Annotated in this window: 18 protein-coding genes; 9 read left to right on the top strand and 9 right to left on the bottom strand. The window is 54.6% G+C overall.

The window, feature by feature from the left end; all coding sequences use genetic code 11:
- Positions 1 to 182: 182 nt before the first annotated feature.
- From P1X16_RS26400 to P1X16_RS26390, 3 genes are all read left to right on the top strand, one after another.
- Positions 183 to 2,600: a T9SS type A sorting domain-containing protein gene (locus P1X16_RS26400; protein WP_277235402.1), complete on the top strand. Its 2,418-nt coding sequence runs from the start codon at positions 183 to 185 to the stop codon at positions 2,598 to 2,600.
- A gap of 382 nt (positions 2,601 to 2,982) precedes the next feature.
- Complete coding sequence (locus P1X16_RS26395) at positions 2,983 to 3,255, top strand: hypothetical protein (protein ID WP_277235400.1); 273 nt, start codon at positions 2,983 to 2,985, stop codon at positions 3,253 to 3,255.
- Positions 3,227 to 3,478 (top strand): hypothetical protein, encoded by a 252-nt coding sequence (locus tag P1X16_RS26390; RefSeq protein ID WP_277235398.1) that lies wholly within the window; start codon positions 3,227 to 3,229, stop codon positions 3,476 to 3,478. The genes P1X16_RS26395 and P1X16_RS26390 overlap by 29 nt, the downstream gene beginning before the upstream one ends.
- 246 nt (positions 3,479 to 3,724) lie before the next feature.
- Here P1X16_RS26390 and P1X16_RS26385 read toward each other — a convergent pair whose 3' ends face one another.
- The 7 genes from P1X16_RS26385 to P1X16_RS26355 all read right to left on the bottom strand — a co-directional run bounded on the left by P1X16_RS26385 (position 3,725) and on the right by P1X16_RS26355 (position 16,375).
- Positions 3,725 to 4,597, bottom strand: coding sequence for an AraC family transcriptional regulator (locus P1X16_RS26385; RefSeq protein WP_277235396.1), 873 nt, complete (start codon positions 4,595 to 4,597; stop codon positions 3,725 to 3,727).
- A 101-nt stretch (positions 4,598 to 4,698) separates the two neighbouring features.
- Entirely contained in the window at positions 4,699 to 7,599 is a 2,901-nt protein-coding gene (locus P1X16_RS26380; RefSeq protein ID WP_277235395.1) for a sugar-binding domain-containing protein, read from the bottom strand.
- Positions 7,600 to 7,623: 24 nt separating this feature from the next.
- Positions 7,624 to 10,146, bottom strand: a complete 2,523-nt coding sequence (locus tag P1X16_RS26375; protein WP_277235394.1) for a beta-galactosidase — start codon at positions 10,144 to 10,146, stop codon at positions 7,624 to 7,626.
- A gap of 10 nt (positions 10,147 to 10,156) precedes the next feature.
- Positions 10,157 to 13,492 carry a DUF5107 domain-containing protein gene (locus tag P1X16_RS26370; RefSeq protein WP_277235392.1) on the bottom strand — a complete coding sequence of 1,112 codons (3,336 nt, stop codon included), beginning with the start codon at positions 13,490 to 13,492 and terminating at the stop codon, positions 10,157 to 10,159.
- Between the two features lie 24 nt (positions 13,493 to 13,516).
- Positions 13,517 to 14,890, bottom strand: a complete 1,374-nt coding sequence (locus P1X16_RS26365) for a sugar porter family MFS transporter (protein ID WP_277235389.1) — start codon at positions 14,888 to 14,890, stop codon at positions 13,517 to 13,519.
- Positions 14,891 to 15,434: 544 nt separating this feature from the next.
- Positions 15,435 to 15,941, bottom strand: coding sequence for a GNAT family N-acetyltransferase (locus P1X16_RS26360; RefSeq protein WP_277235387.1), 507 nt, complete (start codon positions 15,939 to 15,941; stop codon positions 15,435 to 15,437).
- Positions 15,938 to 16,375: a MarR family transcriptional regulator gene (locus tag P1X16_RS26355; RefSeq protein WP_277235385.1), complete on the bottom strand. Its 438-nt coding sequence runs from the start codon at positions 16,373 to 16,375 to the stop codon at positions 15,938 to 15,940. The genes P1X16_RS26360 and P1X16_RS26355 overlap by 4 nt, the downstream gene beginning before the upstream one ends.
- A gap of 298 nt (positions 16,376 to 16,673) precedes the next feature.
- Here P1X16_RS26355 and P1X16_RS26350 point away from each other — a divergent pair, with 298 nt between their 5' ends.
- Together P1X16_RS26350 and P1X16_RS26345 are read left to right on the top strand one after the other, a co-directional pair.
- A complete protein-coding gene (locus P1X16_RS26350; protein WP_277235384.1) occupies positions 16,674 to 17,552 on the top strand; it encodes an HD domain-containing protein in 879 nt (292 codons plus the stop codon).
- A 1,195-nt stretch (positions 17,553 to 18,747) separates the two neighbouring features.
- On the top strand, positions 18,748 to 19,677 hold the full coding sequence (locus tag P1X16_RS26345) for a replication initiation protein (protein ID WP_277235382.1): 930 nt from the start codon (positions 18,748 to 18,750) through the stop codon (positions 19,675 to 19,677).
- Positions 19,678 to 20,149: 472 nt separating this feature from the next.
- Here P1X16_RS26345 and P1X16_RS26340 read toward each other — a convergent pair whose 3' ends face one another.
- Positions 20,150 to 20,887 (bottom strand): SDR family oxidoreductase, encoded by a 738-nt coding sequence (locus P1X16_RS26340; RefSeq protein ID WP_277235381.1) that lies wholly within the window; start codon positions 20,885 to 20,887, stop codon positions 20,150 to 20,152.
- Between the two features lie 403 nt (positions 20,888 to 21,290).
- Entirely contained in the window at positions 21,291 to 22,127 is an 837-nt protein-coding gene (locus P1X16_RS26335) for an AraC family transcriptional regulator (protein WP_277235379.1), read from the bottom strand.
- 1,441 nt (positions 22,128 to 23,568) lie between these two features.
- Here P1X16_RS26335 and P1X16_RS26330 point away from each other — a divergent pair.
- The 4 genes from P1X16_RS26330 (at position 23,569) to P1X16_RS26315 (ending at position 26,884) form a co-directional block, all read left to right on the top strand.
- Positions 23,569 to 24,429, top strand: a complete 861-nt coding sequence (locus P1X16_RS26330) for a ParA family protein (protein ID WP_346771269.1) — start codon at positions 23,569 to 23,571, stop codon at positions 24,427 to 24,429.
- Between the two features lie 55 nt (positions 24,430 to 24,484).
- On the top strand, positions 24,485 to 24,802 hold the full coding sequence (locus P1X16_RS26325) for a hypothetical protein (RefSeq protein ID WP_277235376.1): 318 nt from the start codon (positions 24,485 to 24,487) through the stop codon (positions 24,800 to 24,802).
- Between the two features lie 433 nt (positions 24,803 to 25,235).
- Positions 25,236 to 26,087: an AraC family transcriptional regulator gene (locus P1X16_RS26320; RefSeq protein ID WP_277235374.1), complete on the top strand. Its 852-nt coding sequence runs from the start codon at positions 25,236 to 25,238 to the stop codon at positions 26,085 to 26,087.
- Positions 26,088 to 26,350: 263 nt separating this feature from the next.
- A complete protein-coding gene (locus P1X16_RS26315) occupies positions 26,351 to 26,884 on the top strand; it encodes a YbhB/YbcL family Raf kinase inhibitor-like protein (protein WP_277235373.1) in 534 nt (177 codons plus the stop codon).
- Positions 26,885 to 26,960 lie beyond the last annotated feature (76 nt).

Here is a 26,960-nt window from a genome sequence, read left to right as displayed (position 1 = left end):
ACAGCGAGAATCACTAACACAGTTAGGATTACAACATTTGGTTGTTATAGAACCGCAATCGTTTGCAGAAGCGTTTGCGGTACCTTTTTTTGCACCCTTCTAAGATAAAGAAGGGCTTTTCTTTTTTATCGCTTTTATCTTCCTCTAGAAGTCTATCCACACTACCCATTAAAATCCCAACAATGAAAGCAAAACTTACTTCGCTTATGCTCTTGCTGTACTTCCTGAGTCTGGAAGTATTTGCCCAAGCGCCGCCGCTCGTGTATACAGTTGAGAATACGGGAGGAAGCTGTGTAGCTCCTCCATTACCCGCGTTCAATCAGCTGCCGGCTATAGAACCGTTAACCGATCCTTTTATGTGGTCGGATGGCCGGGGACGCTCCACCAATTTCAGCGATTGGGAATGCCGCCGCAATGAAATCAAGGCCGAGATTGAGAACTATGAAATAGGACGTAAGCCCGAGCGGCCGCAAACCATCACGGCCAGCTACGCGCCTGGCACGGGCACAGGCAATGGAACGCTCACCGTCAACGTCACGGTCAACGGCAAAACGCTGACGCTGACTTCGCAAGTGAGCTTGCCAACTGGCCCCGGGCCGTTTCCGGCCATCATTGGCATGAATAGTTTGTCGGGGAGCGTGCCAGCGGCCGTATTCACCAGCCGCAACATTGCCCGCATTCAGTATAACCACAACAACGTCACCACGTACGGCAACCCGCAACTAACGGACCCTTACTTCCAACTCTATCCCGATCAAAACCTCGAGAATTCGGGCCAGTACGCGGCCTGGAGCTGGGGAGTGAGCCGCCTTATCGATGGCTTAGAACTAGTACAAGCAAGTTTACCCATCGACCTGAAGCACCTCGGCGTGACGGGTTGCTCGTACGCGGGCAAGATGGCCTTGTTTTCGGGAGCCTTGGATGAGCGTATTGCGCTGACCATAGCCCAAGAATCGGGCGGCGGCGGTGCCCCGGCTTGGCGCGTTTCCGAAACGTTGGGCGCGGTGGAAAAACTAGGTGCCACGGATTACCGCTGGTTCAAGGACGATATGAAACGGTTTGAGAGTACGAATGTGGCCAAGCTGCCGCACGACCACCACGAACTGATGGCCATGATTGCCCCACGGGCCTTACTAGTCACGGGTAACACCGATTTCGAGTGGCTAGCAAATCCTGCGGCCTATGTCTCGGCGCGGGCCGCGCACGAGGTGTGGAAGACGCTGGGCATCGGCGACCGATTCGGCTTCTATATAGACGGAGCCCACAACCACTGCGCCGTGCCCGCTACTCAGCAGCCTGCCATGGAAGCCTTCGTGGATAAGTTTCTGCTCGGCAACACCAGCGTCAACACCAATATTACTACGCACCCGTACCCGGCGCTGGATTATCAGCGCTGGTATAAGTGGTGGGGAACCGCAAACCCCGTGTTACCCGCTGAACCGCTGGGCAAACGCATATGGCTGGAAGCCGAATGCGCAACCGTAGGGTCGAGCTGGGATATGGTGAACGATACGGAAGCTTCCAATGGCAAGTATGTGCGGGTGAAAAGCGGGTTGAGTAGCCCGTCCGCTCCGCCTACTGGGGCCGCGTCCCAGCTGGTAATGCCCTTCACTATTGACAGCGCCGCTACTTACAACCTGGTGGTGCGGCAAAACGTCCCCGCCGGGGAAGAGTACGGGTACTGGCTGCAGGTTGATAACGGTGCTTTTCAAACGGCAGCCAGTCAGCTAATCGCAAACAACGGATTTGAAAGCGGCCTAACGGGCTGGACGACGGTTAACACAACCGGTGCGACTGTCACGGCCAATACCGTTGCTACGGAAGCTCATACGGGCAGTGGCTCGCTAAAGGTAGTGAACCCGACTGCCCAGCCCGGCAACCAGTGGCGGGTACAAGTGTCGAGTGCGGCATTCCCGACTACTGTTAGCAAACAATACGTGATTTCTTATTGGGTAAGAGCCGCTGCAGCGGGTGGTTCCATCCGGCTTTCCACCGGGCCTAGCAGCCCGCAGTACCAAGCAGATCAAACCATCGGAACGGAGTGGCAGCAGGTTTCCTGGACCATAACGGCCTCCCTGGCTTCCACCACCTTCTTGTTCGACATGGGGCAGGTGGCCAACACCTACTACATTGATGATGTGAGCGTCAAGGAAGTGAATACCAGCGGCGGTTGGGGGTGGTTGAAACTACGGGATATAGTCTTACCGGTAGGTCCGCATACCTTAACTATTGCCTATAACGCAGGCGGCGGGGCAAAACTCGATAAACTTGTGCTGGCCACCTCTATGGCTTCCATCAGCAACTTAGGCTCGCCCGCTACCAATTGCGGCGTTGTTGCGAGCAATTCGAGTGCCTCCGCAAATAATGGCATTGAAGTTTATCCAAATCCTGCCCAAGAGCAAATCAACATCAAGTTAGGAGCTGACCCGTCGCATATAACGAGCATCGAAGTTGTTGATGTTGTGGGTAGAGTGATGTCGCAGGTGAACGTAGGCAAGCAGGCCACGCTTAGTATTTCCAGCGAGAAGCTCAAACCGGGCGTTTACTTACTTCGTTTTAAAGGTGATACAACCAAAACAGAGCGCATACTCATCCAGTAATTACGCAACAAAAAAGCCCCGCTACAGCGGGGCTTTTTCGTGGCAGGAAATTGCCGAATCCATGCTCGACCCCAGCTATCTCCAGGCTGCGCAAGTCAGGGTAGGCCGTGTGCAAACTCACTTTAAACTGCAGCGCCAAGGCCGGGCCGCTTACTACGCGCTAGGCTTACAATTGAATGAGCATAGCAAGTCTATCGAACCTATTCATGGGTTTTCAGCAAGCATGGTATTAGTCATGCTATACGTAGGTGCACGGGGTGCATAGCTACCTATCTACTCTGTTCGATACTTTCTGCCACTAAGGATGCCCTCTTTTCTCTTAGCTTAACTTGCTCGGCAGCGTAGGCCAGCGAACCTGTTGTGGCAAACCTGCCGTGCTTGTATGCCCACCGCTACTCTGACTATCTTGTCCTGCACCATCAAGCTGGTTCTAATGCCTTTTCCCGTTCTTTTCCTCGAAGACTTTCTGCACGCTGCGCCCTACATATTCTTTGTCTACCACATGGCGGAGCTGCGGGTCACGTATGTCAACCCGGCCTACGAGCGGGTGCTGCTCGGCCACTGCGCGCAGGTCAACGACGAGTTGCCAGGGCTGCTTGCGCGGGTGCACCCTGGGCGTGCAGCAGGTGCGCCAATTTCAGCAGGTGTGGGATAAAGCGCAGCCCTACGTGGATGCCGAACGCTTCGCGGCGGTGCAGAACAAGCTCCGCTCCCAAAGCGGTAATGCCGTGCTGTGGAAAGACGCTTGCTTGCTCTATTTCCAGCAATTTAGCCATATGCCCATTCCGGCCACCGTTGAGCCGCCGATGCACACCTTGGAAGCGGTGATTGCCAATGACTCGCCGCCCCGGCCCCCGAGGCAGCCCCGTCAACCCTAGCCATGTAGCTTACTAGCCAGCCCCTCGCAGGCTGCTCACTTTACCGTTCTACTCCGCACGTATGCCTAAGTTTTTTCGGTATGCTACCCTATTCGGTGCGCCGGAGAATGCTAAGCTGGCACCCTAAGAAGACGAACCGTAACGCTTCACTCCTTTGAGAGGTGGCCCCTTGCAAGTATTAGTGAACCAACGCTTTTATGTTGCCCGCTGAAATTCACAGACACAACCACACATCGGTAGCAGGCGTTACGTCGCGTTGAGTTTGCGGAATTGCCGGGGCGAAACGCCCATTACTTTGGTGAAGAGCCGGGAGAAGTAATAGGCATCTTCCGCACCTAGCTGCCGGGCTATCTCTTTGATTGGTAATGCCGTATTGATGAGCTGCTGGCAGGCCCTTTGTACTTTCAGCGAGTTGAAGTACACGATAGGCGGCCGGCCGGTTTGCGTGCGGAAGAGGGCCGAGAAGTGTGAGGGCGACAACCTAGCTTGCTGCGCTAGCTCCTGCACCGTCACGGTACGCTCCAGGTGTTCGCGCATGTAGTCGATGGAGGCAGCCACCACGTTGGTAGTGGAGGGCTGGAGCACCGGACTAACTTCGCTCAGGGAAAGTGTAGCCAGAAAATGCGGCAAACTCAGCGAGGCCTGCACGATGCCATCGGATGTGGGCAGCAGCGTAAGTTGCGAGAATAGCGCTTCAAACAGCCGAATTCTTTCCTCAGTAAAGAGCACGGTCAACGGTTCATCCTCAGCGCCTTTGCTCAGGTAGGCGTACAAGGCTGCGGCCTGCTGCCCCGCAAAGTGCAGCCAATAGATAGTCCAAGGCGTGACGTCGTGGGAGCCGTATTTGTGGGCTACTTCCGCGGGCAGAATCACCCACTGATTGGCCTTTAGTGCCCGGCGCGTGCCGCAGCCAATCTGGTACCAGCCCTCCCCGTGCACGCAGTACAGCAGGATGTATTGGGCCGAGCCCACTCTGCGTTTGCGCCGATGAAAGCGCGCATAGGGGTAAAAGCCAATATCGGTGATATACAGGCCCTGGCAGAGCGGATGCTGTAACACCTGCTGCATCAGGGGGACTGGCAGGCTATACGAACGCTGCCCCTGAAATCCTTCTTTCATCTGGCCGGGGAATTACGTTATAGCAGTAAACAGGGCTGTTTATTCATCTCTTTTAAAGGGAACTACCACCGGCTCGTGGTAGCTAACGCCAACATAGGTCGCTACTTCTGCTGCGGCTTTAGCTCGTCGGGGCTGTTCTTGGTGAAGGTGCTGAACTGCTCCCGTGAAGGGGTTTCAAACAAGTCGCGCACCACGGCTAGGTCGACGGCTGCGGCGGGCTGAAACTGTGCGGATTGGGCGTAGCGGAGCAAGCTGTAAAACAGCTGCCGCGCCGCCGGGCGTTGCGCGTCTTCGTTGGGCGAAAGGTTGGCGCTCGAAACCAGCAAGCGCCCCTTCCCTACCCGCGCCTCCAGCACCAAGGCGAGCCGACGGTTCAGAAACCACGTGTCGATGGGCTGCACGATGGGCCGAAAGCCCGCCGGGAAATCTTCCAGGTGCATTACCTGTGCTTGGTTGACGATTTCCCACCATTGCAGGTCGCTATGCGTGTCGGTGGGGAAGTCGGCTAGGGCCGGGTGCGCAGCGTTTACCACAAAGCCGGTTACGTGCGGCGGCTTCATCTTAAACCACGAGGTATTCCAAAACACTGGCTTGAAATTCATGCTGATTTCCTTACCCTTCACGACATGGCCCGCCGCGTTCAGCAACACCCGCCCGCCCCGCGCCAGCACCTGCTGTGCCTTGGCATCGAGGCTGGTGCAGTAGTACACGTCGCTGGCAGGCAGCGTAGGCAGTTGGGCCGGGTACACCCAAAAGCTCCAGTCGTTGGCGACTTCGGTGCCGGGCAGCGCAATTTCGAGCGTGAGCTTGGTTGGCTTTGTGACAGCAGCTAAAGGCAAGCGCACCGTTCCGAGCGGCGTGTTCGTACCCGTGGGAATGGTGGCGGGCGCGAAGCTGCCTTGGGCCACTACCGAAGCGCCGTTCTTAATCGTCCAGGTCAGGCTCGTGGCGGGTAGGTTTTGAGAACCGTAGTGGTAGAGCTCAGCGCTAGCTTCGAAGGTTTCATTGTTGGTAAACACGAACTTAGGAAGCCGGGCCAACGGAACGATGGGTTGGCAGAACCGGCGAAACTGCGCTGCCGTGAGGTAACCTTTCTCGCGGAAGAACGGGTTAAGTACTCCGACCAAGGCGGTACCCTGGCCGGGAAAATCTTGCAAACCAAGCAGCTGAAACCCGGCTAGCTCGGGCGTGCGCAGTGTGGCTTCAATTTCGTTTTTGTAGCACAAGGCCTGCAACTTGCCCGAGGCTTGCAGAAACGCTTCGGCCTGCTCGCCCATGCCGCGGTCAATTAAATCTTGCTGGAACATTTCCAGGTTGCGCGCCTTGTACACGCCGGTGTACTGGCTGATTTCCTTGAAGTCGGGAAACACGCACCACTGCCCCATTTCGTGAGTGACGTAGGGCATGGGAAACTTCTCGATGGCGGCGCGGTAATCGAAGGTGCTGTTGGGCTGCGCTTTGTCCCAAGGCAGCCCCCGCGCCCCCGACTTGATCATGTACTCGTTTTCGGGCACCAGCGGCCAACTCATGGCCACCGAAGCGCCGGTGTAGATTCGGCGGGCGTCGCGGGCCTGCCAGTATTTCACAAACTCACCTAGGTACTTGGCTTGGTTACGGCCGGCCGGCTCGTTGCCGGCGGCCAGCATGCAGTACGACGCATGGTTGCCGTAGGCGGCGGCCATGCGCTCGGTCTCGTCGTAGATGAACTTATCGATGGGCCGGCCGTCGCCGAGCGAGGTGCCGTGGTTGGGCCAGCTAGGTCCTTCGGGCTGCAAGTAAAACCCGAGCAGGTCGGCGGCGGCAAAGGCGGCTTCCGGCGGGCACCAGGAGTGAAAGCGAATGTGGTTGAAGCCGTGGTCCTTGAGCACCTGTAGCACGCGCGTCCAGGCGGGCACGTCCATGGCGGGGTAGCCAGTGAGCGGAAACTCGCCGTTGTGCAGGTCGCCGCGCAAGAACACTGGCCGGCCGTTCACCACAATCCGCCGCCCCGCTACCTTGATTTCCCGCATCCCAAACGACGCTTGTTGCTCATCGGCCGGGCCCTTCTTGGGTTGCAGCGTGGCCGTGAGCTGGTAGAGCGCCGGATGAAACTCGTCCCAGAGCTGCACGGCCTCCCCCATCGCTAGGGTCAGGTCAAGATTAGTAGTGCCGGGCTTAGCCGTAAACGCCACTTGGCTAGGGGCTACTTGGTGCGCCGTAGCGGTGTTGAACGCCTGCGCTGCCACCCGCGCAGAGCCTTTCACGGTTTTGCCGGAAGTATTGCTGACCACTAGTTGCACGCGAGCGGTGCGGTGCGCTACATCGGGGTAAACCCGTAGGCTTTGCAGGAAAACGGGCGGCCTAGCTAGCAGCTCCAAGCGGCCAATCAACCCGTTCCAGTTGCCCTGAATGTGGTCGGCGATACTGTGCGAATCGGGCCCGACGTTCAGCTCCTTGATGCGATTATCGACGCGCACCGTCAGGGTGTGGGCGCCGGGGGCGAGCAGCGGCGTAAGGTCGTATTCGTGCGGGGCTACGAAGGAGGTCTGTTGCCCTACTTCCTTGTCATCGACCCACACCCGCGTCTCGTAGTGGGCGCGCTCCAGCAACAGCACCACCCGCTGACCGCGCCACGAGGGCGGAATGGTTACGGTTTTCTGGTACCAGGCGGGGCCCACGTAGTAGGCCGCAGGTGTCAGCCAGAACGGCACCTTGTAGTTGTCAGGCTGCCGGTACTTGGCCATGCGCGGGTTGAAAAACCACGAACTGTCGTAGATGGTAGCCGTCCATTTGGTTTGCAACGACACCGGGTCGCCTTTACCGTTCTCGGCCATGGAGCCAGGTAGGCGTACCGTTTCGGGCAAGGCGGTAGCAAACCAACGGGCCGTTACGCCGGCATCCTGCGGATCAGTGCGAAAGCGCCATTCTCCGGCGAGCGGCAGCACCTCCGCTCCCACCGCGGGCAGCTGAAATCCGCACAACAGCAGCAACAGGAAAAGACGGGTAAGAAGCCGCAAACGCATGATTAGGTGCAGAATAGGGTGAATTTATTTATCGGTTTTTACCACCAGTCGGTAGCGCGGAATAGCCTCAGCTTGCCGCAGTTCACTTATTTGCCCATTGGCGGGAAACGTGGGCCAGCGCCCCTCTTCCAAGTAGATGGGCGCATCCTTGCGCAACGGCAGAACGCTAAGCTCCAAAGCTTTGCCTTGTACCTCGGGAGCTAGGTTGCGGTAGCTAACCCGCCATGGGGCGCCGTTGTAGAAGTCATCGTCAAGTAGCTGGTCGCCCGCGTTGAGGCGGATGGCGTCGCCAGCGTACGTGAAGCGCAAAATAATATCGTCCAGCCCCTTGAGCTTCGCATTCGACAGGGAAAGCCGCCACCGCGCCGACTGCTCGTAGGTACTGTCGCTAGGTTCCACGGCTCCCTTCGCCGGACCACCTAGGCGGATGGGTGGCACCACCCCGGCGGGCTTGATCGGTTGGGCGGTCAGGTTGATGGTCTGCGTTGGCGCGGTAGCGAAATAGGTTTGGAACAAGTCATCAGCCGGGCCTTGCCGCAGCTTCAGGCTACCCTGCGGCTGTTTATCTAAAGCCGGGAAGATGCCGAGCTGGAAGGTCGGCTGCCCCTCGCTTTGCAGGCAGATTTGGTTTTGGTCGAAGAAAACTTCGTTCGGGGTTTGCACCAGTCGCTCGGTGCCGGCCAGCGTGGCTTTCCACGTTTGCGCAGCCTGCGCTTCGCTTAGCACCAGCACGCGCACCGGCGGCCCCGTGCGCGGCTGCACCGTCAGGGCGACGTTGGGGCCGGGCTGCACATCGGCTACCCGAAACTGCCCGTCGTGGGCCGCAACCGCTCCGGCCGGAGTAGAAACAGCTTGCACCGTAGCCGCATCAAAAGCTAGCTCGACCGGAATACCAGGCTGCGCAAAGAACACGTAATACGGTTCCTGTTTGACCATCAGCTTCGTAAATAGCTGCGCAGTGGCGTATTTCAGCTGCGCGCCACCGAGGTCGAGGTTGAACGGCCAGATGAAGTAGCTGCCGGCGGGCACTGTGATAGGTGCTTGGGGGAAGGTGAGCGTTTCACCCGGCAACTGAACGGTAAACTGCACGCCGGGCCGTTCGGGCGTGGGATAAGTGCGCACGTAGTTGTTGAAGAACACAAACCCGCTGCGGCCGTGGCTGCGCACCGCCCAACGGGCCGGACCTAGGTCGCTGGCGCTAGTGGGCTGCACCGTGGGCGCGTGCGGCGTCATGGGGGCCAGCAACGGGCCGAATTCGTTGAGGAAGTAGTGCACCAGCTTCAGGCGGCCGAACAGCGGACTTTCCGCGCCCGTTTCGCCGAGCGGGGCCTGAAAATCATAGCCGAAGCGAGGCAGGTCGTTGTAGCTGTTGGTGCGCGTTGATTCCTGCAAAAAAGTACGTTTGCCGCGCGGGTTGCGGCCGCCGTGAAACATGTAGTAGCCGTACAGGTTCACGCCCGAGCCGAGCTGCACGGGCAGCATGGCGGCCACATCGTCGGGGGTGAGCAGCGGACGGCGTCGGTACATCACCGGGATGCCGCCCCCAAACTCAGCGCTCAAAAACGGATAATGCGCAAGCTGCGCGGGCGAATTGCGAGCTGCCGTTTCGCCACCCTGAATACCTAGGTTGCCCCCCTCGCGGCTGCGGAAACGAAAATTATACACCTCGACGGGCGGCATTTTCGTCGGGTTTCGGCCCCACGGCTCGTCGGGGTAGCCCCCGAACACGGGTATGACCTCCTGCTCGGGGTAGCGCGCACCCTGCCATCCCGTTACGGTGTACAGCGGCACGTCGAAGCCTTCCGCCAACGCCATTTTCTTTAGCTCGGCAATGTGGATAGCTCCTTGGCCAGTTTTGCCGCGGTTGTACTCGTTTTCGAGCTGGATGCCGATGATCGGGCCGCCTTCCTTCCAGAGCAGCCCGCGGGTTTGCTCGCGCAGCTGGTGCCAGTAGGGGCGCACGGCGGCGAGGTAGGCGGGGTCGTTGCTGCGGAGAGCGGCGGCCGGAATCTGCTGTACCAGCCAGTCGGGAAGGCCGCCGTTGCGCAGTTCGGCGTGGTTCCAGGGGCCAAGGCGAGCTACCACGTACAGGTTGTGTTTGGCGCAGAGCTGCACGAACGCGCGCAAATCCCGGTCGCCGCGGAAGTCGAATTTACCCTGCTCCTCCTCGTGGAAAATCCAGAACACGTACGTGGCCACAATCTGCACGCCGGCCGCTTTCATCTTCAACAACTGCTCTTCCCAACGGGCCCGCGGGAAACGGGTGAAGTGAAACTCGCCCATCACCGGCAGCCAAGGTTGGCCGTCGCGGGTCAGGTACTGACTGTTGGCGCCCAACGTGTGCCCGGTAGGCGACGTAGCCGTGCCTAAACGCAAGTAGCCGGTTTCGGGCGTTGGACTAGCGTCGGTGGCGTCGACCACCAGCGGCACCGATTGCGCGACTCCCGCGTAAGATCCGAGAAATGCCGCTAAGCCCGTAATTAGAAACGGCTTAAAGTTGTGAAAAGCAGAAGTTTGACTGCGCGCTAATCGACTGAAGATGTGCATAAACGAAGTGCTACGCTATACGCTCCTTGGCAAGTAGGCGCAGGTGAATGGTAGCACCTAGGTGCGTAGCCTCTTGCGCAAGTACGGCACGTAGCGCCTCTTCTGCTTGGGTTAGCTGCCCTAGGCCTAGGTACCCAAGGCCCATCAGGTAGCGGCAGAGCAGGGTGTTGCGCTTGTTCAGGTCGTCGTCGAAGATGAGCAGGTCGGGCAGCGAAACGGCGAAGTAGTCCAGCTTCACCTCGTCGTGCAGGTGCTGCTGGCCGAAGTTGAGTAGCTTGGCGAATAGCTCTTGGGCTCGTTCCGACTGACCTAGCTTCTGGCAGGCTAGGCCTTGGTAGAATATCTGGTCAGGCTGCTGGTCGTTGTAGAAGATGGCCGTAGCGGGCTCTGCGTTGCCACTAGCAGCTTGTTGCCAAGCCTGTTGCGCCAACTCATGGTTGGCTAGCCCGTGGTAAGCGCAGCCAAGGAAATAGTACCGATCATTTTCCTGCATGCCAGGCAGCTTGCCCTCGCCCAAATTAATCGGATAGTGCTCGGCTTCGAGTAGCCGGCCAAGCGCCGTGGCATATTGCTCCTGCTCAAGATCAACCTTCGCCAAGGCCAACAAGCTCGCCACATACTGCCCCGAAACTCGGCCTTCGCCGCCTTCCCACGGGTGAAACTGCCGGGCCATTAGCAACTTGTAGGCGCGCTCAGGCTGGCCTATCAGGTTATACAAGGTCACTCGTTCCAAAGCCACGTCATCTCGGAACTCCACTACGTCCAAGTGCGCTTCCAGCCGGGCCAGCCGCTCCGCCGGATTGTGGTTCAGGCGCTTGTAGAGCTGGTCTAGCTCCATAAAAACGCGGGCGTCGGTGGGGTTCAGGTTGAAAGCGGTTTCGAAGCAGCGCAGTGCCCGGTCCGGCTCGTGGCGTTTGTTGAAGTACGCCAGACCTAGGTTGCGCCATGCCGTGGGTAGCTGCGTATTGCGGGCTACCGCCGTTTCCCAAGCGGTAATGGCTTCGTCGTACTGCCGCTTGTCGTACCATACGTTGCCGAGCAGGTAAGACGCCTGTGCATCAGCGGGATTGTGCTGTTGGGCGAATTGCAAGATGGCTAGGTCTTCCAGCCGGTTTGGAAAGAACGTTGGTAGCGGTGCCGTGGCGGCCGCGTGTAGGTGTTCCTGCGCCTTGGTTTCGTTGCCGGTTTGCTGTCCGTAGTAAGCTAGGTAGTAGTGCAGCAGCGGGTCAGGCGCCACGACGGGCAGCGCCGCCGTGAGCAGGTCGGTAGCCTCCGCGTACAAGCCCGCGGCGGCGTAGTCGAGGGCGTATTCTAAGTAGTTATGCGCATCACCACGGGCTAGCTCGTGCAAACGGGCTAGGCGCTGTTCGGCAGCTTCTGGTTGGCCAACGGCGCGGTACAGGGCCGCTTGTTCAGCTAATGCGCCTAGGTTAAACCCGTCGCGCTGCAACGCCGTGGCGCACACGGCCAACGCCTCATCCACTTGCCCCAACTGGCGCAGCGCAGCGGCTTTGAGCACGTAGGCTTTGCCGTTGCGGGCGTTGCGGTCAATGGCCCACCCTAGGTGTTCTAAGGCCCGGGCGGGTTGGCCCCGCAGCATATCCAATTGCGCTACTGAGAAGTATGCACTGTCCTGCCAAGCGCTGCTCCAGGCGGCTTTGGCAAAGGCATCGTACGCTTCATCGACCCGACCTAGGTACCTCAAGCACAGACCTAGGTTGTAGTATGCTTCGCCGTCGTAGGGATTAGGATTGCGCTGCGTGAGGGTAGCTACGGCCCGGCGGAAATACGCTTCGCTACGAGCAAACTGCCCCCGGCGCAGCCACCAGAGCCCCAAGGCGTTGTTGCTGCGCGCATCCTTAGGGTCGCGGCGCAGGGCTTCCTCGTAGTAGGGTACCGGACTGTAAGTAGCATGGCGGTACTGCTCCAGGTGCTGCCCCGTCAGAAATAGCTGTTCGTTGTTTTCGACCTCAGCCGGCGCTAGGGCGGGCTTTGCCGCTTCGGGCAAATCAGCCGCCTGCTTGGTTGCCGATTCGTAGCGAAGCAGCTCTTGCCCCCGAGCGTCGCAGATACGCAATTGCAGGTCACCCGCTGTGTTGCCGACCGGCAGCGGCACGTGTCGCTCGAAAACCTGTTCGGGCGACAACGTGCGCACCTCTTGGAGGAGCACCTGCCCGGCCAGCCGCAATTGAATCTGGCAGTCGGCTAGCTCGGAAGTGGCAAATGCCTTGACAACTACCTCGGCATCTTGCACTTCCACTCCCACCAGCACGTCTTTGGTGGCGTTCTTAACCACGCCCACCTCGCGGTAGGGCAGGAAATATTGGGTGAAGGTCTTTTCCTCGTAGGGCATCAGCCACGTAAAATCGGGCTGGTTATCGGTGAATACCCCCGTCATTAGCTCGATGTAGGGACCATCCTCGTCGGTGAGGTTTCGGTCCCACGCCCGGCCGAAGTCGCCGTGGCCCCACGTCCACTGCTTTTTGCCCGGCGACACGTGGTGGTCGGCCACGTGCAGCAAGCCGGCTTGCGTGTCGTGCTCGTAGCCGCCCACAAAGTCGTAGGCCGACTGAATGGCCATGTAGGACGTGGGCACCGGAATGTTGCGGTAGCGCGAAATGTCGGTGCCCGGCGCGTAGTTCACCTTGTAGTAGGTGCCGGTGGCAATGGGAAACGCCGACACGTCGCGCTTGCCGTGGTCGAACACGGCGTGCACGTCGGGCGGAAACACGGATTGGTACTCATCATTGACGTGCACCGCCGGGTTGGCCCACCACAGAAACGTTTGGGGCAGGGGCGTGCGGTTGTACAGTTGAGCCTTGATTTCAAGGTAGGCCTTGTTTGGGTGCAGCGTAAAACCCACTAGCCCTTTGGTGTGAAACATGCGCTCCACCTCGTTCACCCACACGGTTTTACTGCCGTCGGCTTGCTCTTCCAGCCGGAAATCGACGGGCAGAAACGTGCTAGGTCGGTGGTGTTGGGGCCAATTGAACTCGATGCCGCCCGAAATCCACGGGCCCGTCAGCCCCACCAGCGCCGGCTTAATTACTTGGTTGTAGTACACGAAATGACGCTGCGCAAGCTTGTCGTAGGCCATTTGCACGCGCCCCCCTAGCTCTGGCAGAATCAGAATTTTTAGGTACTTGTTTTCCAGAAAAAGGCCGTTGTACTGCTGGTCGGCTTTGGTGTCGTACACCTTGTCGATGATGGGGTACGGGTACACCGCGCCGCTGCTGCCCTGGTACACCCGGTTCTCGAAAAACATGGGGTTCGGGTCGGGCTCCCCGATGGCGTACGTGGGAATAGTGATGGTTTCCTGCCACACGCGAACTGCGGAGGTGCTCATAACGGCCAGGGTATAAAATGAAAGTTAATGTCCGGCGAAGGTGCGCTCGACCTGCTCCAGCGTTTGCCCCTTGGTTTCTTTCACCTTGCTGCGGATGAAGAAGAAGCCTAGCATGCAGATGCCCGCATAGAGGTAGAAAGGCCCGTAAGAACCTAGGGCTTCGGCCAGCACCGGAAACGTGAAAACCAGCACGAAGTAGCTGCCCCACAGCGCCACCGTAGCCACCGAAGTAGCCACCCCGCGGATGTGATTGGGGAAAATCTCGGAAATCACAATCCAGGTCACCGGCGCCAACGACAGCCCGTAGGTGCCAATGGCAGCCAGCACCGCCACCGACACCAGCCCCGGCGCGGCGTGCTGCTGTAAGAGCAGCGCCAGCACCACGTACAACACGGCCAACCCCAAGGAGCCAAACAGCAGCAGCGGCCGGCGACCAATTCGGTCGACCAGCACCATGGCCACCAGCGTAAACAGCAAGTTGACCAAGCCAATCCCCACCGTTTCGAGCAGTTGCTGGTTCAAGTCGGCGCCCGCTGCGGCGAAGATGGTGGAGGTGTAGTTGAACACCACATTGATGCCGCAGAGTTGCTGAAACACCGCCAACGTGACGCCTACGACCACCGCCGGCCGCACGCTGCGCGCCAACACTTGGCGGTACGACTGCCGTACCGGGCCGTCCAGCGTAGCAGCCATGTCGGCTAGGGTAGCACGCACGAGGGCGACGTTGCCGAGCTTGTGCAGAACGGCTTCGGCGCGGGCTAGCTGCCCGTGGGTAGCCAACCAGCGCGGACTTTCGGGGAGCCACAGCACGCCTAGCAAGAAAAGAGAGGCCGGCACGGCCCCTAGGCCTAGCATCCAGCGCCAAGCGTTCGGGCCGTTGTTGGATAGCGCGTAGTTGATGAGGTTGGTGACCAAGATGCCCAACACGATGGTGAGCTGGTTGATGGCCACGTTGCGGCCCCGCACGTTGGCCGGCGATATTTCGGCGATGTACATAGGGCTCAGCATGGACGCCATGCCCACCCCAATACCCGCTGCAAAACGCATCAACACAAAACTGACCAGCCCGGCAGCCCCCGCCATACCCAACGACGACAGCGCGAAAATTCCGGCCGCCAGCAGTAGCCCCGGCCGCCGCCCATACGCGTCGGCCAACCGGCCCGCCCCTAAGCAACCCACCATGCAGCCCAGCGCCAACGAGCCCGTCAAAAAGCCTTCCCACCAAGCAGTAAGGGCGAATTCACTGCGCAAGAAGGGCAACGCCCCCGAAATCACCGCGAAGTCGAACCCGAACAAGTAGCCCCCCAGCGCGGCGATAAACGATATACCTAGGACGTAAGGAGTATTGACGGCAACACTGTCAGAAGCGCCCAAAGGCGCAGTGCGGGCGGATTGCATGGGAAGAACGGAAACGCGGGCGGGAAAAACAGGTCAAAACGCTCGTGCCGTATGGCCGCGAGCAGGGCAGCATCAGAGGGCCGAAGCACGGGCAAAGCCGAATACGATTCTCTGAAGTTGCCAAAATTGGCATTCTCGCCCGCAGCAACAAATAGCTATTCCAACGAAAAAGATGGACAAAACGATTGTACCCGTTTGATTGATTTTGAAGCGCGGAAGTGAACAAGCTAGCGCGCTTGGCTATGCTCTAACAAGTCTGAGACTAGCATAGGCCGCCCTTACGGCATACTTTCTCGCTCTTCGTTTAAGCCTATAATCAAAGAGGCTTCCAGAGGCAAAGATTCTGTTAGATGTGTCTGTTGCAAGTCGGATCTACGAAGTCGACTTACACTTGCCAAGGTCTGGTGGACGCTAATACAATGCGCTTCTTCTAAGACGTGGCTCAAAATGGATAATGCGCGACAACAAGAAGATTCGACGTGAGTAGTATCGCAGCACCGGTGAGTAATGGAAGCTAAGAGTACATGCTACTTATCTTAATGCATCAGGCAGCTAACAATAAATCGTAGCGTTGTTCTACTAGTTGTTTGTCGAACGCCATCGAGTTTTTTTCTTCGGTTAGTTGGAAGCCAAATTTTGTGTACAGGGCGATAGCCGCCGTTTGCTCGCGCGTGGTCCACAGATAGGCTTGGCGATAGTTTTTCGTGCGCATGAAAGCCAGAAATTCTTGCATCAGCTTCTTGCCCAGCCCAAGGCCCCGGTACTCAGGTAGGAAAATAAAATAGCGCAGCTGCACGCTATCGGCACGGTGAAAGCCCATCAGGAAGCCAACAATTTTATTGTCGTGTTCGCAAATCCAAACGGCGTCTTGGGCGGGGTCGTGCTGCTCGGCAAACTCTTGCAGGCCTGCAAGCACGTAACTCTCGAAATGCAGGCCATACCCACATTCGCGGGCATATATTTGGCCGTGCAGGTAGGCTATATACCCAAGGTCGCCGGGCTGGAGTTCCTTGCGTATCCGGATGTCGGGAAGCGTGCTGGACAGAGTCATGGGGCTGGGCGTAAGATGGTGATGATGGCTTGCATGTGTTGCACTAGCTCTTGGTGCTGTGCGGCCGGCAGCGAACGGAGCAAGGCGTTGATTTGCTCGTCCGAGGCTTGATTGAGGGTAGTGAAGACGGCCAGCCCTTCAGGAGTCAGCGACAGTAGGGTCGTGCGGGCGTCGCGCGCCGAACTCTGCTTACGTATTAGCTTATCTCTCTCCAGCTTTTTCAACACGCGGCTCAGGTAGCTCTTGTCGATGTGCATGCTCGCCATAATGTGCGAAGCGCTTATGGGCTGGCTGGCTTGAATCTCGTAAAGGATGCGTGCTTCAGCCAACGAGTAATCGCTGTGCAGCAAATGCTTATCGAGCAAGCCAATAAGGTCGGTATAAAACCGGTTGAAGGCTCTAATCTGCGCAATGGCGCTAGCGGTTTCACTCACGATGATTCCCTTGTAAGGTTTATGGAAGAACCTGAAGTAAAGGTACAAGGAAATAGTTGACTATGTCAACTATTTCCTTGTATTCACGTACCTAGTTCTATTTGCTGCGAGAGGTTAAGGCCAGGCTAGTTCAGACCTATTGAACAAGCGAAGAATTATTGAACTAAGCAGATCTGTGTGGCTACTGACTAAACTCTCTGCAGGATAGCTGCCGTCCATAAACAGTCCGCGTACTTGCAGCTATAAACCATTGACCTTGGTTGTGACTACAGAGAGTGCAGTTTTTAGTTTATCAACTATGCTTTACGAGGATGCACTTTATGGCTCGGTAAAACTAGCGGATGCTGTTATCGACCTATTACACACAGCTCCGTTGCAGCGTCTGCGGGGCATTCACCAGGGCGGAGCCATCATCTTAGCTGATCCGGCTATTAATCATACGCGTTTCGACCATTCGGTCGGGGTGATGTTGCTAATCCAGCGCCTAGGCGGCAGCCTGCGCGAGCAACTAGCAGGCTTGCTGCACGATGTATCGCACACAGCCTTCTCCCACTTGATTGACTATGTGCTGGAGGCGGCTGAAGAAGATTACCACGAGCAGCGCTACGAAGCCGTGCTAGCGCACCCCGAGATTCAAGCGGCGCTGGCCCGCCATCACTTTCACTACCACGACTTTCTCGACCTCGACCAATTTACCCTACTCGAACAACCGCTGCCCAACCTAGCCGCCGACCGCCTCGACTATACCCTGCGCGACTTGCATCAGGTAGGTGTATTGGCCAAGGACGACATCGCCTGGTTTTTGCAGGGCCTGCGCGTGCACCAAGGCCGCATTGTTGTTGGCAGCGCTGACCATGCTCGCTGGTTTAGCCAGCAGTATGCTTACCTAACCGAGCACTACTTTGCGGGGGCGCAAAGCCAAGCGTCCAACCAGTTTTTGCGTGGGCTGATCCGTCCCTACTACGCAACCGGCCAACTAACGCTAACCGACTTCGAGCAGGACGACGCCTACCTACTCAGCCGATTGTGCGACCTTACCGGGCAGCCCGTCTCGGACCAATACGCCGCCTGGCTGCGCACTCAGGCACCCGGCCCTGCCATTCCGATGAAGCCACGGCTAGTAGACCCCGAGATTCTAAGCGGCGAGCAGGTAGTTCGCTTATCAGCACTCCCGTAAGAAGCCAAGGCCTGACGGCTTACAGTAGAGCCACTATGAGGACCATACACTATAAACCCTCATTTATTCCTGATTATGGTCACTCTATACCGTTATATAAAAAGCAGTTCTCAGACTCTGAGCTCATATTGCTAAGCTCTGCTACTAATGCTACTTGCTTTCACGGAGTTCTAACGTGCCCTTACCTTTAAGAGACGCCAGCTTATAAAAGCTATTAGTTTGACTCTAGGTTCTGAAATAATAGCTATTAACACTGCATCTATTATTTAGCTTATAAAACCTATTACTTCTGCTTATGAACTCTATTACTTAGCTTATAAAACCTATTACTACACTTATAAAATCTATTCACTAGCTTATAAAACCTATTACTAAAATTTTTTTACCCTTTTCTGCTATAATACCCTCTTCGATCACTTATCGCCTATAATTATGGATTTACTAATAGGTTTTATAAGTCTCAAATTCCACTGAGGTGTTCCAGATTGACTACAAAGGCAGTTGCAAACTCGTTTAACGTAGCTCTCCGAAGTACTGATAAACGAAAGCCAACTTATAAAACCTATTTTTTTCGGTAGCTGCTTTCCTTAACACAGGATTAGCCTTCCATGAAGTAATAGCTTTTATAAGCTAAACCCGTGTCATTAGTTCAATGAAGAGCGGTTTCGACGCTTCCTAAATACATTGAGTCACAAGAGTGAGTTTACCACCTGTTATAGAATTTCACAATCCCTAAGATGGGAACCAGCTAGTAGCAATCGGGTTAGCTGTACCAAAGCAATTGCGGTAAGCCTCCATTCTATAACCACCCGGTGAAAACTGAAATCTTTCACGGAAAATTAGGCGCTTTACTAGCACATTTGATTAACTGGCTTTGGGCTGCAAGTTCTGCTTAGAGTAGGCTACAACTTAGAGCAGTCTTATGTGATATAGAGCATAAGAATACCTCTAAAAGTGAATTAGAAGCTGTTTAATATATCCTAGCTAATAGATTTTATAAGTCAAACTAATAGGTTTTATAAGCCGCGAGCAAGGATTGGGTCTGTCTCAACTAATAGGTTTTATAAGTTAAACTAATAGCTTTTATAAGTCAGGCGAACATGAGTCTTTTCCCCTTAATGATAGAAGCAAAATCAGCTTCTATTACTTTAGAAATTAAACTCTATGTTTGTTTTATATCATCCTATTGGTAGTTATGGCCGCACCCGAACCCACCGTTCCAATTGAAATTCGGCAGCACAACGCGCTGACCACGGCCCGCTACGAAATGAGTGCCTGCGAGATGGATATCGTCTTTTCGCTGCTCTCCAAGCTCACCAAGCAGGACAAGGCCGGCACCATTTATGAAATCCGGGTGCAGGAACTGATGGAAATCACGGGTCGTACGTGGAACTACAAGCAACTACTCGAATCCACCGAGAATCTTAACAGCCGGGTTTATCACATCGAGAATGGCAAAACCTTACTGCAAGTGAGTCTGCTAGCCTCGGCCCTCTACCGCAAGGGGGAAGGCACTATTGAGTTGGAAATCTCGGAGCGCATGCGGCCTTTCCTGATCGATCTGAAAAGCAACTTCACCTCCTACCGCTTGCAGGCCGCTTTTAGCTTGAGTAGTAAGTACGCCAAGCGCATCTACCAGCTAGCCTCGCAGTGGAAGGATGTCGGGGAAACCAAAACGTATAGCTTAGATGAATTCAAAGCCATGCTCAAACTCAAAGACCCCGCAGGTCGAGAACCAGAGCAGTACGCCCAAATTTCGGCTTTGCAGAAGTACGTGCTCGACGTAGCCACCAACCAAATTAACGAGCACACCGACCTGCGCGTCAAGTACGAACTGCTAAAGAAAGGCCGCTCTTATCAAAGCATCAAATTCTACGTCAACGCGCAACTCCCGCAACAACTACCAATTCCTTTCGAGCTAGAGGCTGATGACGCCAAAATGCAGGTTGCGCGCAAGCACCTAGAAAACTTAGGTATTGCGGAAGGGAAACTGGTGCAGGATATTTTGCAGTCGCCTAAGCATATTGAAGCCTTGTTTGCCTTTGTTTACAAGCTCAAGACCGACAAAATTAAGGCCACCAAGAATCCTGGTGGCCTATTCTTGAAAATGCAGGGTCTACGGTAAGCAGCATAGTAGCTGACGTCCATTGTCAAGCCAGAAAGTTGCGAATTAATAGCTTTTATAAGCTGTGTAGCTCCAGAGCTTGCCATAGCTGACATGGAGATTATACGGGTAACTTTGGGAAGCATTGATAAGCTCTTCCTTTGTTGCGCTTCATTCTGCCTTAAAATCGAGGAGTATACCCCCTAGGCTAGAGTTCTTGTACCGCTTTTGCCGGCTTCCAGTAGGAAACAAATTCGCAGGAAGGCTAATGACTTATTGAAGCTTCAGCTAACCACCTAGGGGCATAATTGAGGTGACTACCCCCTCCCCTACTAACCCCAAACCCATAAACGTTGGCTTTGAAGCTGTTCACTTCCCTGCCGGCATAAGCGAAAGAATAGATTTTATAAGTCAAAAAAGAAAGGAAGAGAGAAGTTCAAAAGCATACGCTGGCCGTCTTAGCAATAAAGCAACGCTTCTTAATCGTTGGCTATCACCACGGGCACGTTGCCGGAGCGGGGAAGTATTCTTCACTGAAGTACTTGCCTGTGGGTCCGTCTGGGCCAAGTAGTGCGTACTTCACGATGCGCTGGCCTGCCTCCTCCACCGTACTCGTGCCTTGCTGGTTTGTGAAGTCGGTTTTGGTATAGCCGGGGCAGACGGCGTTGACTTTGAAAGGAGTGTTGCGCAGGGCGTGGGCCAGATGGATAGTGTACATATTCAGGGCCGCTTTCGACGACTGGTACACCGGATACCGGTTGGTGGAATCATCGTTATGAAGGTCGGCGTTCAACGACAAGGACGCCATAGCAGTACTGACGTTGACGATGCGGGGCTGCGGCGACTTTTCTAGTAGGTCGATAAACGCCTGCGTGACCCCAGCCACCCCAAACACGTTGGTTTCAAACACGCTGCGGAACTGCTCGAGTGTGGTGTGTAGGACCGGCTGGGGCACCCCACCGGAGATGCCAGCATTGTTGACCAACACATCCAGAACCGGCGTTTTTTCGCCAATTACTACGCGGGCTGCCCGAATAGAATCGGTACTGGTGACATCTAATTGGACGGCTTCGAGGTTCGTAAGCCCGAGAGCCTTGAGTTGTTGAACCGCGGCTTGTCCGCTTTCCAGGTTACGACTACCGATATACACGAAAAATCCGTGTTGAGCGAGTCGTTTGGCGACTTCTAGGCCAATGCCCTTGTTCGCACCGGTGACCAATGCTGACTTCATGTGCTTAAGTATGTGAATGTAGGGAGAAAAACTCACCAACTGAACCATTCCAGTTAGACAACATGGCTAATGATATAGCCTTATCAATGAGAGGTTTATGTATACTCTGTAAAGTGCTTGCTAAACAGAAGGCGCGCTCTGAAAGCGCAACGTACTAGTGCCTCTTCTTCCGGCAGATAGCGTAGTTGCTGTTGGGGAGTTGGTGCCTACCGGAGGGTGCACCACGGATAAGCATCAACTTTTTGGCCGCTAGGTAGCCAACGGCATGACTTAGCGGCGAAAGCCCAACGGGCTTTCGAGCATCGTACAGGGTAGTGTGCGGTGCATAACACTTATGCCACGGGCTGCTAGAAGCTACTAGAAGTCAATAGAAGGGTACTGTTTTGGATCTAGTGTCTTGTTTTCAGTTCGCTGCCTGCCGGTGGCCCTCCCCTTGCCCGATTAGGGCGGTCGGAGTGTAGCCAAAGTGCTTTTTAAAGGCGTACGAAAAATGAGCTAGGTTTTCAAAACCTACTTCCAAGTACAGCTCCACCGGCTTTCTTCTTTTCTCTGCGAGTTGGTAATGGGCTAACTCGAGCCTTTTTTGCAGAAGCCAGCGCTGTGGACTAAGCTGAAAAGCTTTTTTAAAGTCTCGTTTAAAGGTGGTCAAGCTACGACCGGTTAGATAGCTGAACTTAGTCAAAGGAATATTGAACCGGTAGTTAGCTTCCATAAATTCGACCAAGTCAACTTTGCCAGGTTCGGAAAAGTCAGCCAGCACCCCATCGCTGCTCTTATCGAGGCTGCGCAAAATCTCTAGCACCTCGGCTATCTTCACCGCTAAGAGCTTTTCGGGTAGCTGGTGTTCTAGCTCCAAGTAGGGAAGCAAAGAAGCAAACAGGCTCTGCAACAGCGGGCTTTTCGGATACAGCAGAACGTCGGTGGTAATAGCTCTGGCTGGCTCCGGGGCATTCTCCGCGTAATAGGCCCGTACCAGCGCGGTAGGCAGCTTCATTACCACAGCTTGGTAAGCAGCTCCGTCTTTCGGATACTTAATCAGCGTTGCGGGCTGCTTGCGCGGTAATAGCACCGTGTCACCCGCTGCGCAGTAGAGTGTGCGGTCGGCCTGCACCACCTTCAACTCGCCGGCTAACACGCGTACTAGAACGTTGTCATCGAAGCTTATTTCTCCTCCGTAGCGCTGGTCGCCGCTACAAACTGCCACCATTGCTGCGTAGGAATTTATCTGCTTGAACGTCATGGAGAATAGGAGCTAGAACTTGCCAGGAAGCTTGCTTCTGCGGGAAGTGCTTGCCAACACTACAAAAGTAGTTAGCCCAGAGCAGGAGCGTTTTGCCTAAAAGGCCGAATTTGCTTTGCTCAGTAGTCCACCTTGTCGGTGTTGGCTTTCGGCCAGGTGGAATGACCCTTGGCTGCCATGAGCCAGCTTCCTGATTGGGGGCCAGCAAATTTTCACTTAGCTCAACTCAGCACGCAGTACCGATAGCTTGGCCTAGGTTTAAGAGACGGCCGCCGCTACATATGGCAACTGAAGCAAGAGCTTCGCACCTGCGGCTGAGATTTGCGGCCTACAACGTCGACAATCTGACGCAGAGCATGCACATTCTAGCCAAAGGGTGCAGCAGGCCATTCTAGTGCCGATTGATGGTAGCAAAGACAACCTACCTTGTCCCATAGGGGCAAGCGCTGGCCAACGTTCCCCTTGTTGGTAAGCTGAAGTTTGATGATGGCCGCTCTAGCTGCTGCGCCAGTCTGGACGAACTCTGCTCGCCTAAGGCCATAAAAAGCTTCAAGCAACGTAGCGGCGCGACCATTGCAGTGTTATCACGTAGCGTATGATTTGCAAATGCTAGGATATGGGAGCCGCATCGAGGTTCATGTTTGGGGCCGCGTGAAAAATATGCCTGCGCTCATGGCCAGGGACGTAAAACCCCTCTCCTACCCCACTAGAGAAAAATATAAATCCCAAGAATATGCTCATCGTCTACAGCCACTAGAGAAGGAATGGGTGCAACCACCTTTCATTGAGAACGAATGCCAATAATACGGTTTTATGGACAGTATTCCTTATGCATATCATATGTATAAGGAATACTGTCCATATTATAATTAAGAGAAGTTAAGTAATATGGCAAGGTTAGCAGGTGAATGTCCCAAGCTCGCTAGGATAGGTATTAGCCTCACTGTTTCGCTGCTTTATTTCCTGTTGCTTACTTAGTCTGTTGCCACGGGCTTCTTAAAAACGTAGTAGTCTCAACGTAGTCATGTTGCTATGCCACTTAAATAAACTCAGCTAAACAATTAATTATCTATTGCTTGCCTAATCAATCTGCATTATTAGGATAGATTATAAAGCAAACCTGGCAGAATATCTTCCTCATATTCCTGATGCATATGATATGCATTAGGAATATGAGGAAGATATTCTGCCAGGTTATAAGCAGCTGGAGAAGTTAGAATAGGTATCTACAAGTTCTTATGAGGCAATTCCTCGTTGCTACGCCTCTCAGGCGGACATCTGCCTGCCGCATAAGCTAAATATCTATAGCCAAATGCCAATGCTTGAGGCAAACAGGATACTTAGTAGCCTTGGTTGGAGTGCCATTACGAAAGATTATTTTGGCAGCACAGATGACAGCAATTGAAAGCGGAAGGACAACAAAACCTTCTCCATATGCCTTATGCATATTATATGCATAAGGCATATGGAGAAGGTTTTATTTTTTATACTTATAAACAATACTATGTTTACGATCTGTATGACACATAGCTGGAATATAATGCAGATATTAACCATGGCGAACAGAAAGGGGGGGACTGGAAAGTCCACCTCCGTGTGGGCAATAGGGCAGTGCTTAGCGCACGCGGGCCATCGGGTCTTGCTAGTAGATGCCGATGCTCAGCGCAACTTAACCCGGTGCCTCCCCTTGGTAAATGCCGACAAGCACCTAACCAACGTCGTAAATGGAACTGCCACTTTGGTCGACGTCATGCAGCCTGTAGGAGAGAGGCTGTGGTTGGTAGCCGCTACCGATTCGCTTGTTGCTGCCGAGAAAGTATTAGGTGCCGATATGGCTTATCCTATGCTGTTCAAGAATTCTTTGGACGGCTTGGATAAACTGGTGGATTACGTACTAATTGATACACCGCCTTCTCCTAACTCGCCGCTGTCAGTAGCCGCCCTCACGGCTTCTACGAAGGTGTTCATCCCAACGCAACCGGAGCTTTTCAGTTTTGAGGGCGTGCAGAGTTTGCTGGAATTGGTGGCTAAAATCAAGAAGAACTACAACCCTACTTTAAGCGTTGGGGGCATCTTCCTTACCAAATATTCTCCCACCTATCGTCGCAACCTCCACCATGGCTTTGTGGCCATGATGAAAGAACACCCTGAACTAGGACCTCTAGTTATGGAAACGACGATCCGCGACAATGTGGCTATTGCTGAGGCGCAGGTGCAGCGCCAGTCGCTATACGAAACAGCTCCCCAAAGCAATGCCCTCGTCGATTACGAGGCGCTAACGCAGGAAATATTAGCTGCATAGAAAACATTATCTGCATCGTATGTATATTATGCATCGTGCATAAAAACTTCTCAATATGGCTGCCAAACCTAAGCTCAACCTTAACGCCCTTGTGGCCGCTCCAACGAATCCGGACGATTTACTACTGACTCCAACTCCTGCGGCGCCTGCGGTCCAGCCAGAGCCGGAGGCAGTAGCGTCAACCTCGCAAAAGATCCGGTTCACCAATACGCTGCCGGCAGACATATTCCAGCAACTGCACCAGCTTTCGTTTTGGAGTCGGGAGGATATGAGCGCCATTCTGGAAGCGGCTCTGACGGAGTATTTCGCGCTCCGGCCAGATTCCCAAAAGGAACTACCACATAAAGAGAAAGTGAAACGTAAGTTGCTTTAGAGACTGTTAACCAAGTTTATACTCAAATCAATGCTAGGCGCTTGACAAGGGTAGGGGCACAAAGTTTCAAAAGCTGACGTGACTACAAAGGCGCCAAGTAGAGTACCAAACAGTGGCGCACGTCGCTTTTGATTATGCGCTCGTAGGCGTGGGTGATGTCTTTGCTGGCATCAATTTGATGTTGGGCACGGTGTTGTGCTCGGTTGCGAAGTTTAACGTTTCCTGGGTTTCCTTGGTGCCGCCGATGCTGGAACCAGCTATACTTTTACATCCTCCTGCCAAGAAGAGGAGTCTATTGCTATGGCTTTGGCAGCAAGGCGACTGTAAGCAAGCCGACCTAAAACTAAGGCTACTATTAGGACAAGTGGTTACGTCTGATACGGCTAGAAACGCTTATTCCTATTTTTAGCTAATCCTTTAGCTTATGTGCCCTATGAACGAGTACGTTGACGTATTACCACTTAAACGAGCGGACGAAGCTATTTCTATTGTGCGTTACCGCACTAAGGCGCCCGCGACTAAAACCAAAATAACGCTGCAACAAAACCTGTTTACCTTTTTGCTAGATGGCGAAAAGACGGTGCATTTTGCTGGTGCCCAGGTGAGCGTCAAGCCCCACCAGTTTGTTTTGCTGGCTGCCGGAAATTGCCTCATGAGTGAAAAGACAGCTTCAGAACAGGCCGATTACCATAGCATTATGGTTTTATTCGATAACAATCTGCTGTCTGATTTCTTTGCTCGTCATGCTGTACTGCTCGGCCAACAAGCCAAGCAGTTAGATCCGCAGCCGTTTCTGCTCCTGGAAAAAGACGAGTTTCTGGTGAATTTCACCCGCTCGCTTGACAGCATGCTCAGTAGTGATAAGCCTATCTACCACGAACTGCGGAAGGTGAAGCTGGAAGAACTGTTCTTATACCTTGCTGTGCACTATCCGGGACAGATGCAGCAGCTGCGAAATATGAGCTCCGAAGCAAACGATGATTTGCTGGTTCGCCAGGCCGTTACCTCGCATATAAGCAGCAGCATCACCGTGGAAGAACTTGCCTTCTTGTGCAACATGAGTCTGTCGACATTTAAACGCCGATTTGCCCGGATTTACGGCAACAGTCCAAGCAAATGGCTGATGGGAAAAAGAATGGAAAGAGCCGCTAAAATGCTCCGGCAGGATGACCGCAAAGTGAGTGAGATATATGATGAACTCGGGTACGAAAATGTGTCCAGCTTCATACAATCCTTTAAGCAGATATATGGCGTGACTCCCAAGCAGTACCAATTGTCAGCTTAACGTGGTTCGGCCCGGTTGAACTGAAGGCAAATCCAGCGTGAAACATTGTTTCAGTGCATTCAAGAGAACGATAAGTGCAGCCTAAAATTGCTTGGCGTGCCTAAGTATGCTGTTAGTAGAGCGGGAAACAGCCTAGTGGCTAGCTGGCTTCGTTAGCCTGGTTCATATTGAACGTTTTGCCATACTTTTTGAACGATTGCCTATCGTTCGCGCCCGGTCCGCGCCCCGACTTTTGCATTGTATCTCAACCTAATCACGAAAAGATGACAACAGCAGAAGCAGCCGCCACGACAACAAGCGACAATGCAGTGGCACAATCATTTACCTTGAAAAGCAAAGAGCTAGGCGGTCAATTGGCTATTCAGCACTACGCAAATGGCATGGGTTTCACGGGCGAAAACCAGTCTCCGCAACTCCACTGGGAAAATGCCCCCGCCCAAACCAAAAGCTTTGCCCTAACAATCTACGATCTGGATGCGCCGACCGGCAGTGGGTTTTGGCACTGGGTGGTATTCAACATCCCGCCCCACGTCCGCGAGTTAGTGGCAGGCGCGGGCGACCCTAGCAAGAACCTGCTTCCGGAGGGAGCGGTGCAAAGCAACAACGACGCCGGCGCACCTGGCTATATGGGCGCCGCCCCCAACGACGGTCCTGCCCACCGTTATCTGATTACGGTACATGCGCTCAGCACCAACCTCGAACTAGATAAAACAGCCACCCCCGCTTTTGTAGGGTTCAACCTACACTTTACCACCCTAGCCAAAGCTTCGCTGGTGGTTTACGGCCAAAAGCAGTAAGGCACAAATGAATGGTTAGCTACCCACTGCTGGCCTGCAGGCAAGGTGCAAATAGGAGCGCTAATAGCAACGCGTG

Origin of the sequence: Hymenobacter sp. YC55 (assembly GCF_029433095.1) — a bacterium.
Taxonomy (GTDB): domain Bacteria; phylum Bacteroidota; class Bacteroidia; order Cytophagales; family Hymenobacteraceae; genus Hymenobacter.
Note: the sequence above shows the minus strand (reverse complement) of the source record. Positions and strands in the feature narration are given on the sequence as shown.